Origin of the sequence: Pseudomonas sp. VA159-2 (assembly GCF_024126635.1) — a bacterium.
Classification (GTDB): Bacteria; Pseudomonadota; Gammaproteobacteria; order Pseudomonadales; family Pseudomonadaceae; genus Aquipseudomonas; species Aquipseudomonas muyukensis.
Genome location: NZ_JAMYBV010000009.1, coordinates 67,652 through 94,303 on the forward strand (window position 1 = coordinate 67,652; position 26,652 = coordinate 94,303).

General features: G+C 64.6%; 22 protein-coding genes. 12 read left to right on the top strand and 10 right to left on the bottom strand.

All coding sequences use genetic code 11. The features are described from left to right. Positions 1–265: 265 nt before the first annotated feature. The gene (locus NJG22_RS11085; protein WP_134691115.1) at positions 266–1,024 is read right to left on the bottom strand and encodes a Nif3-like dinuclear metal center hexameric protein; all 759 of its coding nucleotides are present in this window, start codon (positions 1,022–1,024) and stop codon (positions 266–268) included. Between the two features lie 270 nt (positions 1,025–1,294). On the opposite strand from NJG22_RS11085, the gene algW reads away from it, so the two are divergent. Next, complete coding sequence (algW, locus tag NJG22_RS11090; RefSeq protein WP_253094527.1) at positions 1,295–2,455, top strand: Do family serine endopeptidase AlgW; 1,161 nt, start codon at positions 1,295–1,297, stop codon at positions 2,453–2,455. Between the two features lie 164 nt (positions 2,456–2,619). Here the strand turns inward: algW and NJG22_RS11095 are convergent, their stop codons facing one another. The 4 genes from NJG22_RS11095 to NJG22_RS11110 all read right to left on the bottom strand — a co-directional run bounded on the left by NJG22_RS11095 (position 2,620) and on the right by NJG22_RS11110 (position 6,777). Then, the gene (locus NJG22_RS11095) at positions 2,620–3,384 is read right to left on the bottom strand and encodes an amino acid ABC transporter ATP-binding protein (RefSeq protein WP_253094529.1); all 765 of its coding nucleotides are present in this window, start codon (positions 3,382–3,384) and stop codon (positions 2,620–2,622) included. Positions 3,385–3,394: 10 nt separating this feature from the next. Further along, positions 3,395–4,492 (bottom strand): amino acid ABC transporter permease, encoded by a 1,098-nt coding sequence (locus NJG22_RS11100; RefSeq protein WP_253094531.1) that lies wholly within the window; start codon positions 4,490–4,492, stop codon positions 3,395–3,397. Positions 4,493–4,502: 10 nt separating this feature from the next. Then, positions 4,503–5,681 (bottom strand): amino acid ABC transporter permease, encoded by a 1,179-nt coding sequence (locus NJG22_RS11105; RefSeq protein ID WP_253094533.1) that lies wholly within the window; start codon positions 5,679–5,681, stop codon positions 4,503–4,505. Between the two features lie 67 nt (positions 5,682–5,748). After that, positions 5,749–6,777 carry an amino acid ABC transporter substrate-binding protein gene (locus NJG22_RS11110; RefSeq protein ID WP_253094535.1) on the bottom strand — a complete coding sequence of 343 codons (1,029 nt, stop codon included), beginning with the start codon at positions 6,775–6,777 and terminating at the stop codon, positions 5,749–5,751. Between the two features lie 334 nt (positions 6,778–7,111). Between NJG22_RS11110 and NJG22_RS11115 the strand changes: the two genes are divergently transcribed. Both NJG22_RS11115 and rhlB read left to right on the top strand, forming a co-directional pair. Continuing rightward, the gene (locus NJG22_RS11115) at positions 7,112–7,768 is read left to right on the top strand and encodes an alpha/beta fold hydrolase (RefSeq protein ID WP_253094537.1); all 657 of its coding nucleotides are present in this window, start codon (positions 7,112–7,114) and stop codon (positions 7,766–7,768) included. A gap of 92 nt (positions 7,769–7,860) precedes the next feature. Beyond that, positions 7,861–9,336, top strand: a complete 1,476-nt coding sequence (gene rhlB / locus NJG22_RS11120; protein ID WP_253094539.1) for an ATP-dependent RNA helicase RhlB — start codon at positions 7,861–7,863, stop codon at positions 9,334–9,336. 153 nt (positions 9,337–9,489) lie between these two features. On the opposite strand, the gene moaE is transcribed toward rhlB, so the two are convergent. The 5 genes from moaE to NJG22_RS11145 all read right to left on the bottom strand — a co-directional run bounded on the left by moaE (position 9,490) and on the right by NJG22_RS11145 (position 13,626). Further along, positions 9,490–9,942 (bottom strand): molybdopterin synthase catalytic subunit MoaE, encoded by a 453-nt coding sequence (moaE, locus tag NJG22_RS11125; protein WP_253094541.1) that lies wholly within the window; start codon positions 9,940–9,942, stop codon positions 9,490–9,492. Positions 9,943–9,944: 2 nt separating this feature from the next. Next, positions 9,945–10,190, bottom strand: a complete 246-nt coding sequence (locus tag NJG22_RS11130; protein WP_217852955.1) for a MoaD/ThiS family protein — start codon at positions 10,188–10,190, stop codon at positions 9,945–9,947. Further along, positions 10,190–10,660 (bottom strand): cyclic pyranopterin monophosphate synthase MoaC, encoded by a 471-nt coding sequence (moaC, locus tag NJG22_RS11135; protein WP_253094543.1) that lies wholly within the window; start codon positions 10,658–10,660, stop codon positions 10,190–10,192. Before moaC ends, NJG22_RS11130 begins: the two co-directional genes overlap by 1 nt. Before the next feature lie 153 nt (positions 10,661–10,813). Beyond that, positions 10,814–12,208, bottom strand: coding sequence for a PhoH family protein (locus tag NJG22_RS11140; protein WP_217852951.1), 1,395 nt, complete (start codon positions 12,206–12,208; stop codon positions 10,814–10,816). A 299-nt stretch (positions 12,209–12,507) separates the two neighbouring features. Further along, positions 12,508–13,626 carry a polysaccharide deacetylase family protein gene (locus tag NJG22_RS11145; protein ID WP_253094545.1) on the bottom strand — a complete coding sequence of 373 codons (1,119 nt, stop codon included), beginning with the start codon at positions 13,624–13,626 and terminating at the stop codon, positions 12,508–12,510. Between the two features lie 137 nt (positions 13,627–13,763). Between NJG22_RS11145 and yaaA the strand changes: the two genes are divergently transcribed. From yaaA to NJG22_RS11190, 9 genes are all read left to right on the top strand, one after another. After that, positions 13,764–14,543, top strand: coding sequence for a peroxide stress protein YaaA (gene yaaA / locus NJG22_RS11150; RefSeq protein WP_253094547.1), 780 nt, complete (start codon positions 13,764–13,766; stop codon positions 14,541–14,543). A gap of 784 nt (positions 14,544–15,327) precedes the next feature. Beyond that, positions 15,328–16,644 (top strand): UDP-glucose/GDP-mannose dehydrogenase family protein, encoded by a 1,317-nt coding sequence (locus tag NJG22_RS11155; protein WP_253094549.1) that lies wholly within the window; start codon positions 15,328–15,330, stop codon positions 16,642–16,644. A 71-nt stretch (positions 16,645–16,715) separates the two neighbouring features. After that, a complete protein-coding gene (locus NJG22_RS11160) occupies positions 16,716–18,197 on the top strand; it encodes a glycosyltransferase family 2 protein (RefSeq protein ID WP_253094550.1) in 1,482 nt (493 codons plus the stop codon). Between the two features lie 34 nt (positions 18,198–18,231). Next, complete coding sequence (locus NJG22_RS11165) at positions 18,232–19,398, top strand: alginate biosynthesis protein Alg44 (protein ID WP_253094553.1); 1,167 nt, start codon at positions 18,232–18,234, stop codon at positions 19,396–19,398. A gap of 10 nt (positions 19,399–19,408) precedes the next feature. Further along, positions 19,409–20,920, top strand: a complete 1,512-nt coding sequence (algK, locus tag NJG22_RS11170) for an alginate biosynthesis TPR repeat lipoprotein AlgK (protein WP_253094554.1) — start codon at positions 19,409–19,411, stop codon at positions 20,918–20,920. After that, on the top strand, positions 20,917–22,395 hold the full coding sequence (locus NJG22_RS11175) for an alginate export family protein (RefSeq protein WP_253094556.1): 1,479 nt from the start codon (positions 20,917–20,919) through the stop codon (positions 22,393–22,395). Before algK ends, NJG22_RS11175 begins: the two co-directional genes overlap by 4 nt. Before the next feature lie 18 nt (positions 22,396–22,413). Further along, the gene (gene algG, locus NJG22_RS11180) at positions 22,414–23,973 is read left to right on the top strand and encodes a mannuronan 5-epimerase AlgG (protein ID WP_217852937.1); all 1,560 of its coding nucleotides are present in this window, start codon (positions 22,414–22,416) and stop codon (positions 23,971–23,973) included. A gap of 13 nt (positions 23,974–23,986) precedes the next feature. Then, positions 23,987–25,429 (top strand): alginate O-acetyltransferase, encoded by a 1,443-nt coding sequence (locus NJG22_RS11185; protein ID WP_253094558.1) that lies wholly within the window; start codon positions 23,987–23,989, stop codon positions 25,427–25,429. A 7-nt stretch (positions 25,430–25,436) separates the two neighbouring features. Further along, positions 25,437–26,540 (top strand): mannuronate-specific alginate lyase, encoded by a 1,104-nt coding sequence (locus NJG22_RS11190; RefSeq protein ID WP_253094559.1) that lies wholly within the window; start codon positions 25,437–25,439, stop codon positions 26,538–26,540. Positions 26,541–26,652: the final 112 nt, after the last annotated feature.

Here is a 26,652-nt window from a genome sequence, read left to right on the forward strand (position 1 = left end):
GATCTTATGGACGGCCTGCGGGCCGTGTTCGAGCGAGCCACTTTATCACAGCGCCCTGTTCTATTTAGGAGGCTGCCTAGATCGAAACAATCTAACGATATGACTGGGGGTTTGGGACCTGCGAGGCCCCTGTAGGAGCGGCCTTGTGTCGCGAAAGGGCTGCAAAGCAGCCCCGGCGATCTATGCATCAACGCTGAAATCCTGGGGCCGCTTTGCGCCCCTTTCGCGACACAAGGCCGCTCCTACAGGAACGCCATCTGCATCATCAGATCGGATTCGGGCAATCGATGAACAGGTGCTCCAGGGCAAAACGCCGCGCCAGGTAATCGCCCAGCGCCTGCACGCCGTAGCGCTCGGTGGCGTGGTGCCCGGCGGCGATGAAGCTGATGCCGTTTTCCCGGGCACTGTGGAAGGTCTGCTCGGAAGCCTCGCCACTGATGAACAGGTCGACCCCGGCGGCAATGGCATTGTCGATGTAGCCCTGCCCACCGCCGGTGCACCAGCCGACCCGGCGGATCATCTGCTCGCCCTCGACCACCAGCGGCTCGCGGCCCAGGGCCTCCTGCACACGCCGGGCAAAGTCACGTACCGACAGCGGCTCGGCCAGCGAGCCGACCAGGCCGACCACCTTGGGGTTGTTCGGGTCCAGCGGGCCTTCGACGGTGATGTCCAGCTGGCGCGCCAGCTGCACGTTGTTGCCCACCTCCGGGTGCACATCCAGCGGCAGGTGGAAGGTCAGCAGGCTGATGTCGTGCTTGAGCAGGGTTTTCAGGCGGCGCTGCTTGATGCCGGTGATGCACGGATTCTCGCCTTTCCAGAAATAGCCATGGTGGACCAGCACCAGGTCGGCCTCGGCTTCGACCGCGGCGTCCAGCAGCGCCTGGCTGGCGGTCACGCCGCTGACGATGCGGCTGACCTGCGGGCGGCCCTCGACCTGCAGGCCGTTGGGGCAATAGTCCGGGATCCTGGCGCTGCCCAGGTAGCGCTCGGCTTCCTCGACCAGGGTATTGAGGGCGACGGCCATGAAAAATCTCCTCGAATTCGGCGTTGCGGCAGGGCCCCAGGCCCTATAATGGCCGCCATTATGGGCCGTCGCCGGTTTCGGGGGAACCGCTGTCAGGGTACTCCCCCCTCGTGGGGCCAGCCGGCTGCCACACCGTACACACACGGCGTGGCAGCGGGCTTGCCCGGCGATACAGCAACCATCGCCAGCCGTTTTTTTCACGTGTATGATCGCGCGCGCTCGCCCCGGGCCGAACTGACATGGCCCCCGCCCTACTCCCAGGATTCATTCATGTTCAAGGCTCTGCGTTACTTCGGCTGGCCCCTGCTCACCGGCGTGCTGATCGCCCTGCTGATCATCCAGCGCTTCCCGCAATGGGTCGGCCTGCCCAGCCAGGACGTCAACCTGCAGCAGGCACCGCAAACCACCAAGATCATGCAGGGCCCGGTATCCTATGCCGATGCGGTGACCCTCGCCGCGCCCGCCGTGGTCAACCTGTACACCACCAAGGTGGTGAACAAGAGCGCCCACCCGCTGTTCGAAGACCCGCAGTTCCGCCGTTTCTTCGGCGACAACCTGCCCAAGCAGCGGCGCTGGGAATCGAGCCTGGGCTCGGCGGTGATCATGAGCCCCGAGGGCTACCTGCTGACCAACAACCACGTCACCAGCGGTGCCGACCAGATCGTCGTGGCCCTCAAGGACGGCCGCGAGACCCTGGCCCGGGTCATCGGCAACGACCCGGAAACCGACCTGGCGGTGCTGAAGATAGACCTGAAGAATTTGCCGGCGATCACCATCGGCCGCTCCGACAGCATCCACATCGGCGACGTCACCCTGGCCATCGGCAACCCGTTCGGCGTCGGCCAGACCGTGACCATGGGCATCATCAGCGCCACCGGCCGCAACCAGCTGGGCCTGAACAACTACGAAGACTTCATCCAGACTGACGCGGCGATCAACCCGGGCAACTCCGGCGGCGCGCTGGTGGACGCCAACGGCAACCTGGTGGGTATCAACACGGCGATCTTCTCCAAGTCCGGCGGCTCCCAGGGCATTGGCTTCGCCATCCCGGTCAAGCTGGCGCTGGAGGTGATGAAGTCGATCGTCGAGCATGGCCAGGTGATCCGTGGCTGGCTGGGCATCGAAGTGCAGCCGCTGAGCCAGGAACTGGCCGAGTCGTTCGGCATGCAGGGCCGCCCGGGCATCGTCGTGGCGGGGATCTTCCGCGATGGCCCGGCGGCGCGGGCCGGGTTGCAGCTGGGCGACGTGATTTTGAGCATCAATGGCGAGCCGGCCGGCGACGGGCGCAAGTCGATGAACCAGGTGGCGCGGATCAAGCCCAACGAGAAGATCACCATCGAGGTGGTGCGCAACGGGCAGCAACTGAAGCTGGTGGCCGAGGTGGGGCTGCGCCCGCCACCGGCGCCGGTGGCCGCCAAAGAAGAGAAGTAAGAATCGCACCAGGGGCCCTGTAGGAGCGGCCTTGCGTCGCGATGGGCTGCGTAAGCGGCCCCAGGTTTTCAGCTTCGCAGCACATCTCCCCGGGGCCGCTGCGCAGCCCATCGCGACACAAGGCCGCTCCTACAGCAGCGACCGCGCCAGCAGCCCCAGGTGCATCAATGCAGGATCTGGCTGAGGAACAGCCTGGTCCGATCACTGCGCGGCCGGTCGAAGAAGTCGTCCGGCGCGGCCTGCTCGACGATCTCGCCCTTGTCCATGAAGATCACCCGGTTCGCCACGGTGCGGGCAAAGCCCATCTCGTGGGTCACGCAGAGCATGGTCATGCCGTCTTCGGCCAGGCTGACCATGGTGTCGAGCACCTCCTTGACCATTTCCGGGTCGAGCGCCGAGGTCGGCTCGTCGAACAGCATGATCTTCGGCTTCATGCACAACGCCCGGGCAATCGCCACGCGCTGCTGCTGACCGCCGGACAACTGCCCCGGGTACTTGTGCGCCTGCTCGGGAATGCGCACGCGCTCAAGGAAGTGCATGGCAATTTCCTCGGCCTTGCGCCGGGGCATCTTGCGCACCCACATCGGTGCCAGGGTGCAGTTCTCGAGGATGCTCAGGTGCGGGAACAGGTTGAAGTGCTGGAACACCATGCCCACCTCGCGGCGGATCGCCTCGATCTGCTTGAGGTCGTTGGTCAGCTCGACGCCATCGACGACGATACGCCCCTGCTGGTGTTCCTCCAGACGGTTGAGGCAACGGATGGTGGTCGACTTGCCCGAGCCGGACGGCCCGCACAAGACGATGCGCTCGCCCTGGCGCACGTTCAGGTTGATGTCCTTGAGCACATGGAACTGGCCGTACCACTTGTTCACGCCCTGCATCTGGATGATGCCTTCGGGGCCGGCAGGCTGCTTGATCGCTTCACTCATTTCGAAACTCCTAACGCTTGTGGCCAGTGTCCAGCTTGCGCTCCAGGTGCATGGAGTAGCGGGACATACCGAAACAGAAAATCCAGAACACCAGGGCAGCGAACACATAGCCCTCGGTCGCCATGCCCAGCCAGGTCGGGTCGGCCGCGGCCTGCTTGACGCTGTTGAGCAGGTCGAACAGGCCGATGATGATCACCAGGCTTGTGTCCTTGAACAGGGCAATGAAGGTGTTGACGATGCCGGGGATCACCAGCTTGAGCGCCTGGGGCAGGATCACCAGGCCCATCGCCCGCCAGTAGCCCAGGCCCATGGCCGCGGCGGCTTCGTACTGGCCCTTGGGTATGGCCTGCAGGCCGCCGCGCACCACTTCGGCGATATAGGCCGACTGGAACAGGATCACGCCGATCATCGCCCGCAGCAGCTTGTCGAAGCTCATGCCCTCGGGCAGGAACAGCGGCAGCATCACCGAGGACATGAACAGCACGGTGATCAGCGGCACGCCGCGCCAGAACTCGATGAAGGTCACGCAGACCACCTTCACCGCCGGCATGTTCGAGCGCCGCCCCAACGCCAGCAGGATGCCCAGGGGCAAGGCACCGACGATGCCGACGGTGGCGATCACCAGGGTCAGCATCAGGCCGCCCCACTGGCTGGTGGGCACCGTGTCCAGGCCCAGCACGCCGCCGTGCAGCAAGGTGTAGGCGATGATCGGGTACAGCACCAGGAAGCCCAGGCCGTACACCGCCTTGCGCGGGAAGCGCTTGATGAACAGCGGCGCGGCGCCAAGCACGGCCAGCCACACGGTCAGGTCGACCCGCCAACGCAGCTGCGTCGGGTAGTAGCCGTACATGAACTGGCCGAACCGCTGCTGGATGAACACCCAGCAGGCGCCCTCCTTGGTGCAGTCGGCGCGGGTGCTGCCGACCCAGTTGGCGTCGATGAACGCCCACTGCACCAGCGGCGGCACGATCAGCCATACCAGGTACAGGGCGAACAGGGTCAGCAGGGTGTTGAGCCAGCTGGAAAACAGGTTGGCCCGCATCCAGGCGAGCACGCCGACGGTCTTCACCGGTGGCGGCATGTCAGGTTTGAAAACATGGGCTGTCACGGTTGGACCCTCACCGTTCGATCAGCGCGATGCGCTTGTTGTACCAGTTCATCAGCAGCGAAATGCTGATGCTGATGGCGAGATAGACGCTCATGGTGATGGCGATCACCTCGATGGCCTGGCCGGTCTGGTTGAGCACGGTACCGGCGAACAGCGAGACCATCTCCGGGTAGCCGATACCGGCTGCCAGCGACGAGTTCTTCGCCAGGTTCAGGTACTGGCTGGTCAGCGGCGGAATGATCACCCGCAGCGCCTGGGGGATGATCACCTTGCGCAGGGTCGGGCCCTCGCGCAGGCCCAGCGAACGGGCCGCCTCGGTCTGGCCGTGGCTGACCGAGCGGATACCCGAGCGCACGATCTCGGCGATGAACGCCGCGGTGTAGATGGTCAGCGCCAGGGTCAGGGCCAGCAGCTCGGGAATCAGCACCCAGCCACCGACGAAGTTGAAGCCCTTGAGCTGCGGCACTTCCCAGAGCACCGGGCTGCCGAACAGCAGCGCGCAGACACCGGGGATGCCGACCAGCAGCAACAGGCCGACCCAGAACTTGTGGAACGGCTGGCCGGTTTCGTCGAAGCGCTTGTTGGCCATGCGCACCATCGACACGATGGCGACGATCGCCAGCCCCAGCGCCAGCACGAACGGCCAGAAGCCCTCGGCCATCGAGGCGCCGGGCATGTTCAGGCCGCGGTTGCTGATGAAGAAGGTGTCTTCGATATTGATGCTGCCCCGCGGCCCCGGCAGGGTCAGGAACACCGCGAAGTACCAGAACAGGATCTGCAGCAGCGGCGGGATGTTGCGGAAGGTTTCCACGTACACCGTCGCCAGCTTGTTGATCATCCAGTTCGGCGACAGCCGCGCCACGCCGATGACGAAGCCCAGCAAGGTGGCCAGGATGATGCCGATGAAGGTCACCAGCAGGGTGTTGAGCAAGCCGATGACGAACACCCGGGCGTAGCTGTCCGATTCCACGTAGGGGATCAGGTGCTGGGCAATGCCGAAGCCGGCGCTGCGCTCGAGGAAGTCGAAGCCCGAGGTGATGCCCCGGTGCTGCAGGTTGGTCTGGGTGTTGTGGAACAGGTACCAGCCAAGGCCCGCCACGAACACCACCGTGACGATCTGGAACAGCCACGCGCGCACACGTGGATCGCTCAGGGAAACCCCTTTCTGTGCGCCGATTTGATTTTGCATGAAGTGCCCCGAAAAGAAGGGATTCGAACGACCCGCGGCGGCAGGATGCCGCCGCGGGGTGCAGCCATCAGCGCACCGGTGGCGCGTACTGGATGCCGCCGTTGTTCCACAGGGCGTTCATGCCACGATCGATCTTCAGGTCGGTGCTCTGGCCCAGGTTCTTCTCGAACACTTCGCCATAGTTGCCGACTTGCTTGACGATCTGCACCACCCAGTCCTTGGGCAGCTTGAGGTCCTTGCCGTACTCGCCGTCGGCACCCAGCAGGCGCGCGTTGTCCGGGTTCTTGGTGGCCTTGGCCTCGGCCTCGACGTTCTTCGAGGTGATGCCGGCCTCCTCGGCGTTGAGCATGGCGAACAAGGTCCACTTGACGATGCTGAACCACTCCTCGTCGCCCTTGCGCACCACCGGGCCCAGAGGCTCCTTGGAGATGGTTTCCGGCAGTACCACGTAGTCGGTCGGCGCGGCCAGCTTGGAGCGCTGGGCGAACAGCTGCGACTTGTCCGAGGTGAGCACGTCGCAGCGGCCGGACTCCAGCGACTTGGCGCTCTCGTCGGAGGTGTCGAAGGTGATCGGGGTGTACTTGAGGTTGTTGGCGCGGAAGAAGTCCGAGACGTTCAGCTCGGTGGTGGTACCGGCCTGGATGCAGATGGTCGCGCCATCGAGCTCCTTGGCGCTGGAGACGCCGAGCTTCTTGTTGACCAGGAAACCGACGCCGTCGTAGTAGGTGACACCGGCGAACACCAGGCCCATGCCGGCGTCGCGCGAGCTGGTCCAGGTGGTGTTGCGCGACAGCACGTCGACTTCGCCGGACTGCAGCGCGGTGAAGCGTTCCTTGGCGTTGAGCTGGCTGAACTTGACCTTGGTGGCGTCGCCGAACACCGCGGCGGCCACGGCGCGGCAGACATCGGCGTCGATGCCGACGATCTTGCCCTGGGCGTCAGGCACCGAGAAGCCTGGGAGGCCGTCGCTCACGCCACACTGGACGAAGCCCTTCTTCTTCACCGCATCGAGGGTGGCGCCGGCCTGGGCGAAACTGGTGGCGCCCAGCGCGGCGGCGGCGGTCAGGACTGCCAGCGTGGTTTTCAACATCTTCATCAACAACCTCCAAATCGCTCTTGTTGTATGAGCCGGAATTGCACCGCACCCTTATGAGGCGCATCCGACCCCTGGTTGGCTTGTTTTTGGGTCAATGGCGCAATGGGCTGTTCTGTGACAGCCTTCAATCCATACGAAGGGTGTTACCGCGAAGGTCCACCTCTGCGCATGCCAAGGACATAGCAAAGCCCGTACCACAGTCCTACAACAAAACGAGAAAACGGCCGTCAAGTCTCAAAAGTTGTAGAGTTGCGACATCCTTTTGCTGGCATCGCCTACCAGCGTCTGTTTTTTACGCACGCTCTCAGTACACACGCCCTTTTTCGGAGCAGTCATGACCCAACCGCTGATTCTCGAACCGCAGAAAACCGCCGACGCCTGTGTGATCTGGTTGCACGGCCTGGGGGCCGACCGTTACGACTTCCTACCGGTAGCGGAATTCATGCAGGAACGCCTGCTCAGCACGCGCTTCATCATGCCCCAGGCACCGACCCGCCCGGTGACCATCAACGGCGGCTACCCGATGCCCAGCTGGTACGACATCAAGGCCATGACCCCGGCGCGGGCCATCGACGAGGCGCAGCTGGAAGAATCCGCCGACCAGGTGATCGCCCTGATCAAGGCCGAACAGGCCAAGGGCATCAACCTGGCGCGCATCTTCCTCGCCGGGTTCTCCCAGGGCGGCGCGGTGGTGCTGCACACCGCCTATATAAAGTGGCAGGAAGCGCTGGGCGGGGTCATCGCCCTGTCCACCTACGCCCCGACCTTCAGCGACGCCCAGCAACTGAGCGCCTGCCAGCAACGCACCCCGGCGCTGTGCCTGCATGGCGTGCACGACCCGGTGGTGATCCCGTCCATGGGCCGTACCGCGTTCGAGTACCTCAATACCTGGGGCGTGGCCGCGCGCTGGCACGAGTACCCGATGGAACACGAGGTGGTGGTCGAGGAACTCAACGACATCCACGACTGGCTGAGCCGCCAGTTGCAATGAGCCTGTAGCCCAGCGCGCATTCCACTACGCCGCGCCCGATTCTTGCATTACACTGCCCGGCGTACATTCCTTAACCAGTTGACGAGACGATCGTGCTCAAGGCACTCAAGAAAATATTCGCCAAAGCTGACGCCGCGCCGTCCATCGCCGCGCCCCAGCCCGCGCCGGCCCCACAGCCGGCCGCCGCCCAGGCGCCGCAGCGCCCTGCCGGCAAACCCAGGTCCAAACCTGCGCCCAAGGCCAAGGCCGAGCCCCAGGCCGTCGCGGCCCCGGTCGCCGAACAGCCGCGCGCCGAGCAGCCTGCCAAGGAAAAACCACGCCGCGAGCGCAAGCCCAAGCCCCAGGCCAGCCTGTGGAAGCCCGAGGACTTCGTGGTCGAGCCGCAGGAAGGCAAGACCCGCTTCCACGACTTCAAGCTCACCAACGAGCTGATGCATGCCATCCACGACCTGGGCTTCCCCTACTGCACGCCGATCCAGGCCCAGGTGCTCGGCTACACGCTGCGCGGCCAGGACGCCATCGGCCGGGCCCAGACCGGCACCGGCAAGACCGCCGCGTTCCTGATCTCGATCATTTCCCAGCTGCAGCAGACGCCACCGCCCAAGGAACGCTACATGGGCGAGCCGCGGGCGCTGATCATCGCCCCGACCCGCGAGCTGGTGGTGCAGATCGCCAAGGATGCCCAGGCCCTGACCAAGTACACCGGCCTGAACGTGATGAGCTTCGTCGGCGGCATGGACTTCGACAAGCAGCTCAAGGCCCTCGAGGCACGCCACTGCGACATCCTGGTGGCCACCCCGGGCCGCCTGCTGGACTTCAACCAGCGCGGCGAGGTGCACCTGGACATGGTCGAGGTGATGGTGCTGGACGAGGCTGACCGCATGCTCGACATGGGCTTCATTCCCCAGGTCCGGCAGATCATCCGCCAGACCCCGCCCAAGAGCGAACGCCAGACCCTGCTGTTCTCCGCCACCTTCACCGACGATGTGATGAACCTGGCCAAGCAGTGGACCACCAACCCGGCCATCGTCGAGATCGAGCCAGAGAACGTCGCCAGCGAGACCGTCGAGCAGCACGTCTACGCCGTGGCCGGCAGCGACAAGTACAAGTTGCTGTACAACCTGGTCACGCAGAACAAGTGGGAACGGGTGATGGTGTTCGCCAACCGCAAGGACGAGGTACGGCGCATCGAGGAAAAACTGGTGCGCGACGGCATCAACGCCGCGCAACTGTCGGGCGACGTGCCGCAGCACAAGCGTATCCGCACCCTGGAGAGCTTCCGCGAGGGGCGCATCACCGTGCTGGTGGCCACCGACGTGGCCGGCCGTGGCATCCACATCGACGGCATCAGCCACGTGATCAACTTCACCCTGCCGGAAGACCCGGACGACTACGTGCACCGTATCGGCCGTACCGGCCGCGCGGGCACCAGCGGCGTGTCGATCAGCTTTGCCGGTGAGGACGACTCCTACCAGTTGCCGGCGATCGAGGAGCTGCTGGGACGCAAGATCAAGTGCGAGATGCCGCCGGACGAGCTGTTGAAGCCGGTGCCACGCAAGCATCACTGAGCTTCAAGGCCGCCCACCTCCCTGGAGGAGCGGCCTCGTGTCGCGAAAGGGCCGCAAAGCGGCCCCTGCAATATCTGCATCGATGCTCAGATCCGGGGCCGCGAGGCGGCCCTATCGCGACACAAGGCCGCTCCTACAGGAAGCGGCCTTAGCCTAGGACTCCCAGCGCCCCGCCGCATCCTGGTCGCTCTGCTTGCCTTCCACCCAGCGCTGCCCCTGCTGGGTGTTTTCCTTCTTCCAGAACGGCGCCCGGGTCTTCAGGTAATCCATGATGAAGTTGCAGGCGTCGAACGCCGCCTGCCGGTGCGCGCTGGCCACGCCGACGAAGACGATCGGCTCGCCTGGCTCCAGCGCACCCACACGGTGCAGCACTTCGACCTTGAGCAGCGGCCAGCGCGCCTGGGCCTCGACCACGATCTTGTGCAAGGCCTTCTCGGTCATGCCCGGGTAGTGCTCGAGGAACATCCCCGCCACCTCCAAGCCATCGTTGAAGTCGCGCACATAACCGACGAAGCTGGCCACCGCGCCCACGCCGACATTGGCAGCGTGCATGGCGTTGACCTCAAGACCTGGGTCGAACGCCGCTTCCTGTACCCGTACGCTCATGCTCAACCTCCAGTGACCGGCGGGAAGAACGCGACCTCGTCGCCTTCCTCCAGCGCTTCGTCGAGCCGGCACAGCTCTTCGTTGCGCGCGCACATCAGGTTCTGCTCGGCCAGCACCGCGTACTGCCCGCCCTTGCCCAACAAGGCCTGGCGCACATCGGCCAGCACCTTGAAATCGCCCTCCAGGGGCTCGCCATCGACGCCCAGGCATTCACGGTAGCGGGCGAAATACATGACCTTGACCTTCATCAGCCCTGCACCTTGTAGTGGCCACTCTTGCCGCCGGTCTTCTCCAGCAGGCGTACCTGCTCGATAACCATGCCCTTGTCCACCGCCTTGCACATGTCGTAGAGGGTCAGCGCGGCAACACTGGCGGCGGTCAGGGCTTCCATCTCGACGCCAGTCTGCCCGGCCAGCTTGCAACGGGCGACGATATGCACCACGTCCTCGCCTTCGGCGGCGAGTTCGACCTTGACGCTGGTGAGCATCAGCGGGTGGCACAGCGGGATCAGCTCGCTGGTCTTCTTCGCCGCCTGGATACCGGCGATGCGCGCCACGGCGAACACATCGCCCTTGGGGTGCTCGCCGTCGACGATCATGCGCAGCGTGGCAGGCAGCATGCGCACCCGCGCCTCGGCCAGCGCCTCGCGGGCGGTCACGGCTTTTTCGGTGACGTCGACCATGTTGGCGCGCCCCTGGGAATCAAGATGAGTCAGCACAGCTCTGCTCCTGTGAAGGGAAAGCAGAGTGTAAACCTGTGGGTCAGGTTTGAGCAGAGGGGTCATTCGACGCACCGGGCCCATTCGCCGCCAAGGCCGGCTCCTACGCGGTTCTGTAGGAGCCGGCCTTGCCGGCGCACAAGCGACTTATTGTTACAGATGCGACTCGGCGTACTCGGCCAGTACCGAGCGTGGCACGCCCTGCAAGGTGATATGAACGCCGTGGGGGAAGTCCTTGAAGCGTTCGGTGAGGTAGGTCAACCCGGAACTGGTGGCCGACAGGTACGGGGTGTCGATCTGCGCCAGGTTGCCCAGGCAAACCACCTTCGAGCCGGCCCCGGCACGGGTGATGATGGTTTTCATCTGGTGCGGCGTGAGGTTCTGGCACTCGTCGATCAGGATCAGGCTCTGCTGGAAGCTGCGCCCGCGAATGTAGTTCAGCGACTTGAACTGCAGCGGCACCCTTTCGAGGATGTACTCGACGCTGCCGTGGGTGCTCTCGTCATCCATGTGCAAGGCTTCGAGGTTGTCGGTGATCGCCCCCAGCCAAGGCTCCATCTTCTCCGCCTCGGTGCCTGGCAGGAAGCCGATCTCCTGGTCCAGCCCCTGTACGCTGCGGGTGGCGATGATGCGCCGGTAGCGCTTGCTGACCATGGTCTGCTCGATGGCCGCGGCCAGCGCCAGGATGGTCTTGCCGGAACCGGCGGCGCCGGTCAGGTTGACCAGGTGGATATCCGGGTCGAGCAAGGCGAACAGCGCCAGGCTCTGGTGGATGTCACGCGGCTTCAGGCCCCAGGCCTCCTGGTGCAGCAGCGGCTCCTGGTGCAGGTCGAGCAGCAGCAGTTCGTTGTCGCGAATACCCTTGATCCAGCCGACGAAGCCCTGTTCGTCGATGATGAACTCGTTGATGTGCACCGCCGGCAGGTTGTCGATCATCTGCACCCGATGCCAGGTACGACCGCGCTCCTGGCGGGTGTCGACCTTGCTGACCCGGTCCCAGAACGAACCGGTTACCGAGTGGTAGCCCTTGGACAGCAAGGAAACATCATCGACCAGTTGGTCGGTGCTGTAGTCCTCGGCGGCGATCCCACACGCGCGCGCCTTCAGGCGCATGTTGATGTCTTTGGTAACCAGCACCACGTCCAGGTCCGGGCGCTTGCCGCGCAGGTCCAGCAACTGGTTGATGATGATGTTGTCGGCGAGGTTCTCGGGGAGCAGGCGGTTGGGTTCGTTGCGCGTGCTCATGAGGATGGACAGGAAGCCCTTGGGCCCGCTCTTGCCACGCTGGATCGGCACGCCCTGCTCGACATCGCTGGGCGAGGCATCACCGAGGGTCTGGTCGATCAGGCGGATGGCCTGGCGACATTCGGCGGCGATGGTGTGTTTACCCGTCTTGAGCTTGTCGAGTTCCTCCAGCACCGTCATCGGTATGGCGACGTGGTGCTCCTCGAAGTTGAGCAGGGCGTTGGGGTCGTGAATCAGGACGTTGGTATCGAGCACATACAGGATTGGCTGGTTGGAGGAAGGGGTGCGTCCTTGGTCATCCATACTCGGTCACCTTATGTGAAAGCCACACGGCGCATACGGCTGCGCCGCAGAGTGACTGCCGTTCTCCCCGTATCCGCGTTGTTACGGGCGGGGAGCGCACCTGGCAAGGAGGGCCTGGATGACGCCACCTGTGCTGCAGGATTCGGCTGTCTGGTTCCTTGATACCGCAAAAACCATGACCGAAAAAAGACTTTTTACGCTTGGGTGAAGTTTATTTTTCGGAATGACGAACAGGGCTTGGCGCAGGGGGCGCAGGGGACTACGCTCAGGGATCAGGTGACTGTGATTGGGTCACCCGGCTACTCCCCTCGCCCATACTCCCGGCAATGCTCCCAGCCAATCCCGCTCTGCGCCGTGTGTTGCAACAACCACTCCAGCGCCGGCTGCGCCTTGGGCTGGTTGTCGCGAAACTGGATCACCCCCTTGCGCCACAGCAGCATCAAGGTCAGTACCCGCTGCGCCGAGGCTTCTGCCGTCAGCGGGCCATCGTCCTGGGCATCGATATCCCACAACGATACCTGCAACTGCTGGCTGGCCATGAACCCCTCGCCATCGGCCCGGCGTTGCCCATAAGGCGGCCGGAACAGCGCCACATACTGTTCCGGCAAGTCCGCCTGGACCCGTGCCTGGCTGCGCCGCAACGAATCCTGCCAGCCCTGCCACTGGGCATGGGAGCGGTATTCCCAGCCCTGGATCCCCACGCATTGCCCGCCATACAGCGCTGCCACCGGCCCGGTGTCCCGCCGCTGCTGCAGGCGGTTGCCCAGCACGAAGAAGATTGCGTCGAGCTTCTGCCGGCGCAGGTAATCGGTCATCTGGTCGGTGCTGCCACCCTCGGGCCCTGGGCCGCCAACGAAGGTCAGCAGGAACATCCGGTCATTGAGTTCCTCGCCATTGCGCTCGCGCCCGGAGAGCTTTTCCACCTCGCTGGTGGTCTGTGGAAACAGCGCGGCCTTGCGGAGCTGCTCGTCCAGGTAGCGACTATGGAACTGGTGGCTCGGCTCGACCCATTCGGCATAGAACGTGCCGACATCAGTGGCGAACGTGGCGGCCTGGGTACGCAAATCGGCCATCGACGCCACTGGATAGCAGAACGACGCGTCCTGTTCGCAGCTCTGTTGCGCCTGCTGGTAGCTGGTCCACAAGCGCTGCCACATCCGCGCGCGCACGGCGCGGACCACCGCCAGGTTGACCTGGCGTAGCCCCAGGCGAGCGGTCAGCGCCTGCTCGTCGAGCATCTCGCTTTCATGCAGCACCCGGGCAAACGACAGGATTTCGGCCCGCGACGCCACATCGAACAGCGTCGGGCTGTCCAGCTGTTCCGGCCACAGGCTGCGGTCGAAGCTGACGAAGTCCGCCGGGGCCGCCTGCGCGCCCAGGCTCAACAATCCGGCGAACAGGGCAAACGCGATACGCACGGTGGGCATTCTCCTTGAAAGCATGGCGCGCACTATAGCGCGAGCCCAGGCGATGTTCCGCGACTATCGTCGCCATAGTTTGGACTTGCCCGGCCAGCCCCGTAGAATCCCCCCCAACGATTCCAGGAGCCGACCCGATGCTGACGGTGATTTCCCCCGCCAAGACCCTCGACTACGAGACCCCGCCAGTCACCCAACGCCACACCCTGCCGCAGTACCTGGACGACGCCCAGGAACTGATCGTGCAACTGCGTGAGCTGACACCTGCGCAGATCGCCGAGCTGATGCACCTGTCCGACAAGCTCGCCGGGCTCAACGCCGCGCGCTTCGGTAGCTGGACCCCAGACTTCACCCCGGCCAACGCCAAACAGGCGCTGCTGGCGTTCAAGGGCGACGTGTATACCGGGTTGAACGCCGAGACCCTCGGCGAAGACGACTTCAGCTACGCCCAGGAGCACCTGCGCATGCTCTCCGGCCTGTACGGCCTGCTGCGCCCGCTGGACCTGATGCAACCCTATCGCCTGGAAATGGGCACCAAGCTGGCCAACGCCCGCGGCAAGGACCTGTATGCCTTCTGGGGCACGCGCATCAGCCAATGGCTGAACCAGGCCCTGGCCGACCAGGGCGACGACGTGCTGCTCAACCTGGCCAGCAACGAGTACTTCAGCGCGGTGAAAAAGAGCGCGCTGAAGGCCCGGGTGATCGATGTCGACTTCAAGGACCTGAAGAACGGCCAGTACAAGATCATCAGCTTCTACGCCAAGAAGGCCCGCGGGATGATGAGCCGCTTCGTGATCCAGGAGCGCATCAACGACCCCGAGCAGCTCAAGCGCTTCGACGTGCAGGGCTACTACTACAGCGCCGAGCAGTCGAAGCCGGACCACCTGGTGTTCCTGCGCGATCACGCTGAGGGCTGAGGGCCCTGGGGGGCGCCTTGCGCCCCTTTCGCGGCCCATCCCACCTCTGCCCTGCAACGGGGCGCGTTTTCCCCCTGAAAACGCCAGATAACAGACGCCAAAAAAACAGCGCTTATTGCCTTATCGCAAAACGCCATAAGACCGTTCGTAGTTTTTTGACGAATTTTGAAAAAAATTTTTCCATGCTGGCATATAACCATCCCACCTCGTTTTCGCCCTTTATAGACGGGCGTGCCACTGCGCGGTGCTATCAATATGAAAGTATTTTCCACTGAAAAAATATTTAGAAATCTTTCATCGACAGCGAACCCACGCTGGAACTTCTACTACAGCCCATGGCTCATAGCACCCGTAACGAGTTTCAAGCGCGGGTCGTGAGAAATGACTTACAGATGACAGCTGAACGGTATCCACCCTCAGCCCTAACAAGTCAGGCAGCGCAACGGTGACCGCCGAAGGCCCTGCCCCGAAGGAGAGACGCGCCCCTTACAAATCGTCCTAGTGGTTGATTTCAAAAGGTTTTTTCCAATTGAAAGAACAAGCACAGCAATTCACCAAGTTTGAATTGCAATAAAGACGGCTGCATTTCAGGGCACGCCTTTTAAATATTGGCCTTTGACTGCCAACTTTGAGTGCATAACTTTTTGCGCTCCGGATTTATTCATGCCTGCGTTCGGTGAAGTGTCAATTCGCCACGGATCCGTACGCCCGAATACTGCTGGTCAATCAACCCGGTCGGCTCTTCGCTGAAGGGCTGGCGTGATAAACACACGAGGTGAATGCGATGCGTATCAGCATCTTTGGTTTGGGTTATGTGGGTGCAGTCTGTGCCGGTTGCTTGTCGGCACGAGGCCATGACGTGATTGGGGTGGACGTGTCCAGCACCAAGATCGACCTGATCAACAAGGGCAAGTCGCCCATCGTCGAACCGGGTCTGGAAGAGTTGCTGCAGCAAGGCATCGCCAATGGCCGTCTGCGCGGCACCACCGACTTCGCCGAAGCCATCCGCGCCAGCGACGTGTCGATGATCTGCGTCGGCACGCCGAGCAAGAAGAACGGCGACCTGGGCCTGGAGTACATCGAGTCGGTGTGCCGCGAGATCGGCTACGTGCTGCGCGACACCACCCGCCGTCACACCATCGTGGTGCGCAGCACCGTGCTGCCGGGCACCGTCAAGAACGTGGTGATCCCGATCCTCGAAGACTGCTCGGGCAAGAAGGCCGGTGTCGATTTCGGCGTGGCGGTCAACCCTGAGTTTCTGCGCGAAAGCACGGCGATCAAGGACTACGACCACCCACCGATGACCGTCATCGGCGAACTGGACAGCGCCAGCGGCGACGTCCTGCAAGCCCTGTACGAAGAGCTCGATGCGCCGGTGATCCGCAAGCCGATCGAAGTGGCCGAGATGATCAAGTACACCTGCAACGTCTGGCACGCGACCAAGGTCACCTTCGCCAACGAGATCGGCAACATCGCCAAGGCGGTCGGTGTCGATGGCCGCGACGTGATGGACGTGGTCTGCCAGGACAAGGTGCTGAACCTGTCGCAGTACTACATGCGCCCGGGCTTCGCCTTCGGTGGCTCGTGCCTGCCCAAGGACGTGCGCGCCCTTACCTATCGCGCCTCGAGCCTGGACGTGAAGGCGCCGCTGCTCGACTCGTTGATGCGCAGCAACGAGTCCCAGGTGCAGAACGCCTTCGACATCATCGAAAGCCACGACAAGCGCAAGGTCGCCCTGCTGGGCCTTTCGTTCAAGGCCGGTACCGACGACCTGCGCGAGAGCCCGCTGGTGGAACTGGCCGAGCGCCTGATCGGCAAGGGCTACCAACTGGACATCTACGACCAGAACGTCGAGTACGCCCGGGTGCACGGCGCCAACAAGGAATACATCGAATCGAAGATTCCGCATGTCTCCTCCTTGCTCAACGCCAACTTCGAGCAGGTGGTGAACGACGCGGACATCATCGTGCTGGGCAACCGTGACGAGAAATTCCGTGCCCTGGCCCAACAGGCGCCGGCCGGCAAGCAAGTGATCGACCTGGTCGGTTTCATGAGCAAGCCGACCTGCACCACCAGCCGCACCGAAGGCATCTGCTGGTAAACCCGGTCGGGCGGCGCGTCCCTCCCCAGCGCGCCGCCCTCCCCACCCCGAATTCTCGACGGATGCCGAACATGCAAAGGTTCCAGACAGTGCTGTTGCAGTGCGCCGGCTGGCTGCTCTACATGAGCCTGCTCATGCTGATCGCCCTGGCCCTGCCCAGCGATATCTTCGATTCGCAGTCGAAGCACTTCATCTTCCTGGTCGGCGCTGTCGGCATCTGGCGCTATTCCATGGGCGCCACCCATTTCATCCGCGGCATGATCTTCCTCTACCTGGTCTACCCGTACCTGCGCCGCAAGGTGCAGAAGCTCGGCAAGGCCGCCGACCCGTCGCATGTGTACCTGATGGTCACCAGCTTCCGCATCGATGCGCTGACCACCGCCCAGGTCTACAGCTCGGTGATCCGCGAGGCGATCGAGTGTGGCTTCCCCACCACCGTGGTCTGCTCGCTGGTGGAGAAGTCCGACGAGCTGCTGGTCAAGAGCCTGTGGGCCAAGTACAACCCGCCCGGGCACGTCACCCTGGACATCGTGCGCATCGCCGGCACCGGCAAGCGCGACGGCCTGGCCTATGGTTTCCGCGCCATCTCGCGGATGCTCCCGGACGAGAACGCGGTGGTCGCGGTGATCGACGGCGACACCGTGCTCGCCGAGGGCGTGGTCAGCAAGACCGTGCCGTGGTTCAAGCTCTACCCCAACGTCGGTGGCCTGACCACCAACGAATTCTGCGAAGTGCGCGGCGGCTACATCATGAGCGAGTGGCACAAGCTGCGCTTCGCCCAGCGCCACATCAACATGTGCTCGATGGCCCTGAGCAAGCGTGTGCTGACCATGACCGGGCGCATGTCGATGTTCCGCGCAAGCGTGGTGACCAACCCCGAATTCATCGCCGATGTGGAAAGCGACTCGCTGATGCACTGGCGCCTGGGCCGCTTCAAGTTCCTCACCGGCGACGACAAGTCCAGCTGGTTCAGCTTGATGCGCCTGGGCTACGACACCTTCTACGTGCCGGACGCGGCGATCAACACCGTCGAGCACCCGCCGGAGAAGAGCTTCGTCAAGGCCAGCCGCAAGCTGATGTACCGCTGGTACGGCAACAACCTGCGGCAGAACTCCCGGGCCCTGGGCCTGGGCCTCAAGCGCCTGGGGCTGTTCACCAGCATCGTGCTGCTCGACCAGCGCGTGTCGATGTGGACCAGCCTGCTGGGCCTGACCGTGGCGGTGATCGCCAGCTTCAAGTTCGGCCTGCAGTTCCTGCTGGTGTACCTGCTGTGGATCGGCATCACCCGCCTGATCCTCACCATCATGCTGCTGTGCTCGGGGCACAACGTCGGCCCCGCCTACCCGCTGATTCTCTATTACAACCAGATCGTCGGCGCGCTGATGAAGATCTACGTGTTCTTCCGTCTCGACAAGCAGTCCTGGACCCGCCAGCCCACTGCCCTCAAGCGCGACCTCGCCAGCTTTCAACAATGGTTCAACACCTGGTCCTCGCGGACCATGACCTTCTCGGCCGCGAGCATCTTCGTCGCCGTGCTGTTCATGGTCGTGTGAGCCCCCCGGATCGGATAACAGGAACGAAATCGCCATGAATACCGCCGTGAACGTCAATGTCGTGCATGAATCCGAGGCGCAGCGCCAGCACGCCCGGGTGCGCATCCCTGCCAAGCTGCGCTACCTGGACGGCAACCGCGAGCCGCACGATGTGAAGGTGGACGATCTTTCCGCCGGGGGCCTGTCCTTCCATGCCAGCCAACCCCTGGCCGAGGGCGAGGTACTGCGTGGCCGCCTGCAGTTCGTGGTCGACAACCTTGGTCTGTCGATGGACGTCGAGCTGCTGGTGCGCACCTGCGATGCCAAGAGCGGGCGCATCGGCACCGAGTTCCAGAACCTCGAGCCGCGCGACATCGCCACCCTGCGCCATATCATCACCAGCCACCTGTCCGGCGAGCTGATCAGCGTCGGCGACGTGCTCAGCACCCTGCAGCGCGACAACTTCACCAAGGCGCGCAAGCAGAAGGACAACGGCTCCGGCCTGTCGGCGTTCGGCCGCCTGCGCGCGGTCACCGTCACCGCCGGGGTGTTCGCCATCGGCCTGCTGGCCTTCGGCTTCGTCGCCAAGTCGCTGTACGGCCTGTACTTCGTCAGCCATGCCGAAGCCGGCGTGGTGGCGGTGCCCACCACCAACGTCACCATGCCCCGCGACGGCAGCCTGCAAAGCCTGGTGCACAGCGGCGCCACGGTGGCCAAGGGCGCGCCGCTGGCGACCTTCAACACCAGCATGCTCGACCTGCTCAAGGGGCACCTGGACGACTCGCAGCTGGAACCGGCCAAGGTCGAGGAGCTGTTCGGCAAGCAGCTCTCCGGCACCCTCACCAGCCCCTGCGATTGCGTGGTCTCGCGCCAGCTGGTGGACGACGGCCAGTACGCCAGCAAGGGCCAGCCGGTGTTCGCCCTGATCCCGCGCACCACCACCCCGACCGTCGAGGCGCGCTTCAGCTACCGCCAGTTCGATGAAGTGAAGCCCGGCACCCGGGTCAACTTCCAGGTCGCCGGCGAGGACGACGTGCGCAGCGGCAAGATCGTCGGCAGTTCGAGCCTGGACACCGATAACCTGGCCGCCGACATCCGCGTGCAGATCCAGCCCGACGAAGGCCTGCCGGCCGAACTCGCCGGGCGCCCGGCCGCGGTCAACAGCGAACGTGGCCCGTCGCTGAACTGGCTGATCGACAAGGCCGTGGCCCGCGGGCTGTGAGGAACGGATCATGAACGACAACACGATCCCTGTAGGAGCCAGCCTTGCTGGCGAAAGGCCGCAGCACAGTGCTCGCCCCCTTGTTCGCCAGCAACGCTGGCTACTACAGAAAACCCAAGGCACACCGCTTTGCGCGCTGGCCCTGGCCATCACCCTGGCCGGCTGCGCCGGCCTGCCCGACCAGCGCCTGGCCAACGAAGCGCTAAAGCGCGGCGACACCGCCACCGCCGAGCGCAACTACAAGGCCCTGGCCGACCTGGGTTACAGCGAGGCGCAAGTCGGCCTGGCCGATATCCAGGTCGCCACCCGCGACCCGGCCCAGCTCAAACAGGCCGAAGCCACCTACCGCGCCGCCGCCGCCACCTCGCCCCGCGCCCAGGCCCGCCTCGGCCGCCTGCTGGTGGCCAAGCCCGACAGCACCCAGGCCGAGCGCGAAGAGGCCGAATCGCTGCTCAAGCTCGCGGCCCGGCAAGGCGAAGGCAATACCCTGATCCCCCTGGCGATGCTCTACCTGCAGTACCCGCAGAGCTTCCCCAACATCAACGCCCAGCAGCAGATCGACCAGTGGCGCGCCGCCGGCAACCCCGAGGCGGGCCTGGCCCAGGTGCTGCTGTACCGCACCCAGGGCACCTACGACCAACACCTGGGCGAGGTGGAAAAGATCTGCAAGGCGGCCCTGGCCAGCACCGACATCTGCTACGTCGAACTGGCCAGCGTCTACCAGAAGCGCGCCCAGCCCGAGCAGCAGGCCGCCCTGCTGGAGCAGCTCAAGGCCGCCTACGCCCGCGGCACTGTACCGGCCACCCGGGTCGACAGCGTCGCCCGGGTGCTGGCCGACCGCAGCCTGGGCCAGACCGACGAAAAAACCGCCAAGGACCTGCTCGAGCAAGTCGCCCCCGCCAACCCAGCCTCCTGGGTGAGCCTGGCACAACTGCTCTACGACTTCCCCGAGCTGGGCGATACCGACCAGCTCATGGCCTACATCGACAAGGGCCGCGCTGCCGAGCAACCCCGCGCCGAGCTGCTGCTGGGCCGCCTGTACTACGAAGGCAAGACCGTGCCGGCCGACGCGGCGAAGGCCGAACAGCACCTGCAGGCCGCCGCCGACGCTGGCGAAGTCAGCGCCCACTACTACCTGGGCCAGCTGTACCGCCGCGGCTACCTGGGCAACGTCGAGCCGCAGAAGGCCGTCGACCACCTGCTGGCCGCCGCCCGTGGTGGCCAGAACAGCGCCGACTACGCCCTCGCCCAGCTGTTCAGCGAAGGCCACGGCATCCGCAGCGAGCCGACCAACGCCTGGGTGTTCGCCCAGCTGTCGCAGGTCAACCCGACGCCGCAATCGGCCGAACTGCTGCAGCAACTCGACCAGCAACTCACGCCCGACCAGCGCAGCCAGGCGCAAAACCTGCTGGCGCAGGAGAAGCAGGCTCGCGGCAGCATGAACCAAGGCGCCCACAGCACCTTGGCCATCGAAGCGCTGCAAGACGAGCACGATGAAGTAGACGCCGAGGATTCGCTATGACGCTCAACCCCTTCGTGAAAGCCGGCATTGGCCTGAGCTTCGCCCTGCTGTGGTCGATGCCGACCCTGGCGGCGCAAACCGCGCAGAAGAACTTCGGCCTGGACGTGAAGATCACCGGCCAGTCCGAAGACGACCGCGACCTCGGCACCCGCTCCGGCGGCGACGTCAACGGCCTGGGCCTGGACCTGCGCCCCTGGGTGTATGGCGAGCGCGGCAACTGGAGCGCCTTCGCCATGGGCCAGGCGGTCACCGCCACCGACACCATCGAGACCGACACCCTGCGCCAGAACGACGACGGCAGCACCACCGACACCGCCGCCGACGAGCGCAAGCAGGACAAGAGCTACCTGGCCATGCGTGAATTCTGGGTCGGCTACAGCGGCCTCACCGCCTACCCTGGCGAGCAACTGCGCTTCGGCCGCCAGCGCCTGCGCAGCGACGACGGCATGTGGCGCGACACCAACATCGAGGCGCTGAACTGGACCTTCGACACCACCTTGCTCAAGGCCGACCTGGGCGTGGCCCAGCGTTTCAGCGAGTACCGCACCGACCTGACCGAGCTGGCCCCCGAGGACAAGGACCGCACCCACCTCTACGGCAACATCGCCACGCAGTGGACCCCCGGCCACTGGGTCGGCGTGCGCGCCCACCACACCCATGACGGCGGCAGCCTGAAGAACCCCGGCGAGACCGTCGACGCCCTCGACAAGACCCGCACCGGCGACCTCACCTGGCTGGGCCTGGAAGCCAACAGCGACGCCTACAACTGGCGCAACGACCATACCGTCAACTACTGGGGCAGCGTCACCTGGCTGACCGGCGACCGCGACAAGCTGACCACCAGCACCCTGGGCAACGACCAGGTCGCCACCGGCAAGCAAAGTGGCGACGTCAACGCCTGGGCCACCGACCTTGGCATCCGCCTGCGCCTCGACCCGCAGTGGCAGGTCGGCGCGGCCTATGCCCGTGGCAGCGGCGGCGGTGGCGACGACGGCTCGAGCAACTTCGAACAGACCGGCCTGGAAAGCAACCGCTCCAACTTCACCGGCACCCGCTCGCGCGTGCACCGCTTCGGCGAGGCCTTCCGCGGCGAGTTGGGCAACCTGCAGGCGGCCACCCTGTTCGCCTCCTGGCAACTGCGCGACGACTACGACGCCAGCTTCATCTACCACAAGTTCTGGCGCGTCGATGACAAGCAGAACATCGGCGCCAGCGGCATCAACGCGGTGGTCGACGACGGCGGCGTGAGCCGCCCGCTGGTCAACGGCGAGAAGGACCTGGGCCAGGAGATGGACGTGGTCGTCACCAAGTACTTCAAGCAGGGCCTGCTGCCGGCCTCCATCAGCCAGTCGATCGACGAGCCCTCGGCCCTGGTGCGCCTGCGCGCCGGTGTGTTCAAGCCGGGCGACGCCTATGGCAAGGAAGCGGACTCGTACATGCACCGTGCCTTCGTCGACGTGATCTGGCGCTTCTGAGGCCGGGAGAGGAAAGCCATGAACCTGCACCCCAACCTTCGCCACAGCCTCCTCGCCAGCGCCTTGCTGCTGGCCAGCGGCCTGGTCGCCGCCGCAGAACCGGCAGTGATCGCCAAGGAGCTGCAGCAGGCCAAGACCTACACCGTCTCCAGCGCGCCGATCGCGCCGCTGCAGATGGACCCGCCCAAGCTGCCCGACCTGTCCGGCTACACCGCCGCGGCGGTGCAAAAGAAGATCGACCGCCAGCACAAGGGCAAGGTCAGCGTGCGCCGCATGCTCCAGGAGGACACCCTCAAGGAGTTCATCGGCGGCGACAACAAAGGCGCCGAGTGGGTCCGCCGCCAGCACGGCATTCCCCAGGCGATCTTCGTCGACGACGGCCATGTCGACCTGGTCGAGCTGAGCCGGAAAGTCCCCAGCCAGTACCTGCGCGAGACCGCCCCCGGCGTGTACCTGGCGCGCCTGCCGATCGTGGTCGGGCGCAAGGGCGTGCTGGAGATCGACGGCAAGGTCAAGGAGCTGCGCCTGTCCGAGGAAGGCGGCTCGTTCATCGTCAACGACGGCAAGCTGTTCGTCAGCGATACCCAGGTGACCGGCTGGCGCGAACAGGCCAACGGCCCGGCGACCTTTCGCAAGCCCGATGAATTCCGCCCGTTCCTGCTCAGCTGGGGCGGTACCGAGACCTACATCGTCAACAGCAAGATGGCCAGCTTCGGCTACGCCAAGTCCAAGTCCTACGGCGTGAGCATCTCGCAGTACACGCCGAACATGGCCAAGCAGATGGGCCGCCCGGAACCCACCGGCTGGATCATCGGCTCCGAGTTCAGCGACATGTGGTACGGCTTCTACTGCTACGAAACCCAGGACTTCGTGATCAAGGACTCGACCTACCGCGACAACATCGTCTACGGCATCGACCCCCACGACCGCTCGCACCGCCTGATCATCGCCGGCAACACCGTGCACGGCACCAAGAAAAAGCACGGGATCATCGTCTCGCGCGAGGTCAACGACAGCTGGATCATCAACAACAAGAGCTACGACAACAAGCTCTCGGGCGTGGTGATCGACCGTAACAGCGTCAACAACCTGATCGCCTACAACGAGATCTACCGCAACCACACCGACGGCATCACCCTGTACGAAAGCGGCGACAACCTGATCTGGGGCAACAAGCTGATCAACAACCGCCGCCACGGCATCCGCGTGCGCAACAGCGTGAACATCCGCCTGTACGAGAACGTCGCCATGGCCAACGGCCTGGTGGGCGTGTACGGGCACATCAAGGACCTGTCCGACACCGACCGCGACATCGCCCTCGACCCGTTCGACACCAAGGTGTCGCTGATCGTGGTCGGTGGCGAGCTGGCGGCCAATGGCTCGGGCCCCTTGTCGATCGACTCGCCGCTGTCGGTGGAGCTGTACAAGGTGTCGATGCTGATGCCGCGCAAGGCCAATGGCATCAGCTTCAACGGCGTGCTGGGCGAGCGCCAGGACGAAATCCTCGACCTGCTGGTGCGCCAGCAGAAGGCCGTGCTGATCGACCCGGTCGAACGCCAGACCGAAATGATCGACTAAGGAAGCCCAGACCATGACTCCACTCCTGATGAAACTGCTGGGCCTGTCCGCCGCCCTCCTGGCGATCAGCCAGGGCGTGCGCGCCGAAGACGTCAAGGCACCGACCTTCAGCGCCGAACCGTGCTGCCAGCTGTGCCCCGAGGCCCACGACGCCAGCCGCTACACCACCCGCTACCAGCAGAACTTCACCACCCTGGTGCAAGCCCAGGGCGACTGGCTGTTCCGTACCCGCGAGGACCTGCGCACCGAGTTCGACACCACCCCAGGCGGCTACAAGCGCCTGCAGCAGGTGCACGACGCCTTCAAGAAGCGCGGCGTGGAACTGGTGGTGGTGTACCAGCCGACCCGCGGCCTGGTGAACCGCAACATGCTCAAGCCTGAAGAAAAGGCCGCGTTCGACTACCAGAAGGCCCTGCGCAACTACCAGGCCATGCTCCAGCGCTTTGCCAAGATGGGCTACAACGTGCCCGACCTGTCGCCGCTGACCAACGAGCAACTGGCCGCCGCCGACCAGGGCAAGGATTTCTACTTCCGCGGCGACCAGCACTGGACCCCCTACGGTGCCGAGCGCGCGGCGAAGATCGTCGCCGACACCGTGCACCGGATGCCGGCCTTCGAAGGTATCCCGCGCAAGGAATTCGAGACCAGGAAGTCCGGGCGCATGGGCAAGACCGGCACCCTGCACAACGTCGCCGGGCAATTGTGCGGCACCAGCTATGCGGTGCAGTACATGGACCAGTTCGCCACCGAACCGAAGGGTGCCGCCGGCGGCGACGACCTGTTCGGCGACTCGGGCAACGCGCAGATCACCCTGGTCGGCACCAGCCACAGCGGCAAGAACTACAACTTCTCGGGCTTCCTCGAGCAGTACATCGGCGCCGACGTGCTCAACGTCGCCTTCCCCGGCGGCGGCCTGGAAGGCTCGATGATCCAGTACCTGGGCAGCGAGGAGTTCCAGAACAACCCACCGAAGATCCTGGTGTGGGAGTTCTCGCCACTGTACCGCCTGGACCAGGAAACCATCTGGCGGCAGATCCTCGCCCTGCTCGACGACGGCTGCGACGCCCGCCCGGCGCAGATGAGCGCCAGCGCCACCCTCAAGCCCGGCAAGAACGAGCTGATGGTCAACGGCAAGAACGGCGTGATCAAGGACCTGGTCAATCGCAACCACCAGCTCGACATCAAGTTCGAGGACAGCTCGGTGAAGGTGCTGCAGGCCACCTTGTGGTACCTCAACGGCCGCCACGAGGACATCAAGATCGAGAAGCCCACCACCTCCGACACCGATGGGCGCTTCGTCTTCCAGATGCGCGAGGACGAAGACTGGGCAGGCCAGAACCTGCTTGCCCTGGAGGTCCAGGGGCCAGAAAGCGGCACGCAGAAGGTCGAAGCCAAACTCTGCAAACGCAACAACTTCGCCAGCCCCGCGCAGCACACCGCGCAAGCTGGCCAGTGAGGCGACCATGACAGCCATCCATCGCAACACCGCACCGGCCCTGCTCGTTCTCGCCCTGTTCGGCGGCGCGGCGCAGGCCGCGCTGGTGCCGCCCCAGGGCTACTACGAGGGCATCGAGAAACTCAAGACCGGCGACGGCAACTTCCGCTGTGAAGCGCCGCCCAAGCCGTTCACCGGCGCGCTGCAGTTTCGCAGCAAGTACGAAGGCTCCGACAAGGCCCGGGCCACGCTCAATGTCGCCTCGGAAAAAGCCTTCCACAAATCCACCGAGGACATCACCCGCCTCGAACGAGGCATCAGCAAGATGGTCGGCCAGTACCTGCGCGACGGCCGCCCGGCCCAGCTCGACTGCGCGCTGGGCTGGCTGCAGGCCTGGGCCCAGGCCGACGCCCTGGAATCCACCGACTTCAACCACACCGGCAAGTCGATGCGCAAATGGGCGCTGGGCAGCATGAGCGGCTCGTGGCTGCGGCTGAAGTTCTCCAATTCCCAGCCGCTGGCCGCGCACCAGGCCCAGGCCGAGCAGATCGAGAAGTGGCTGGCGCGCCTGGCCGAACAGACCGTGCGCGACTGGAGCGACCTGCCCCTGGAGAAGATCAACAACCACAGCTACTGGGCGGCCTGGTCGGTGATGGCCACCGCCGTGGCCACCGACCGCCGCGACCTGTTCGACTGGGCGGTGAAGGAATACAAGGTCGGCGTCAACCAGGTGGACGAGCAAGGCTTTTTGCCCAACGAGGTCAAGCGCAAGCAACGCGCCCTGGCCTACCACAACTACGCCTTGCCGCCGCTGGCGATGATCGCCAGCTTCGCCCAGGCCAACGGCGTGGACCTGCGCAAGGAGAACAACTTCGCCTTGCAACGGCTTGGCGAAGGCGTGCTCGCCGGTGCCCGCGACCCTGTTCATTTCAACACCCGCGCCGGCGTGAAGCAGGACCTCAAGGACCTGAAGGTCGACAGCAAGTACGCCTGGCTCGAGCCGTGGTGCGCGCTGTACCAGTGCGTCGGCGACACCCTCGAGCGCAAGCATGACATGCAGCCGTTCAACAACTTCCGGCTGGGTGGCGATATGACCCGGGTCTATGACCCGGGGGCAGAGAGCAAGAAATAGGTGTCGCCTGTATTGGGGCCGCTTCGCGGCCCATCGCGACACAAGGCCGCTCCTACAGGGACGGCGCTAATCCTGTAGGAGCGGCCTTGTGTCGCGAAACGAGGGCGAAGCC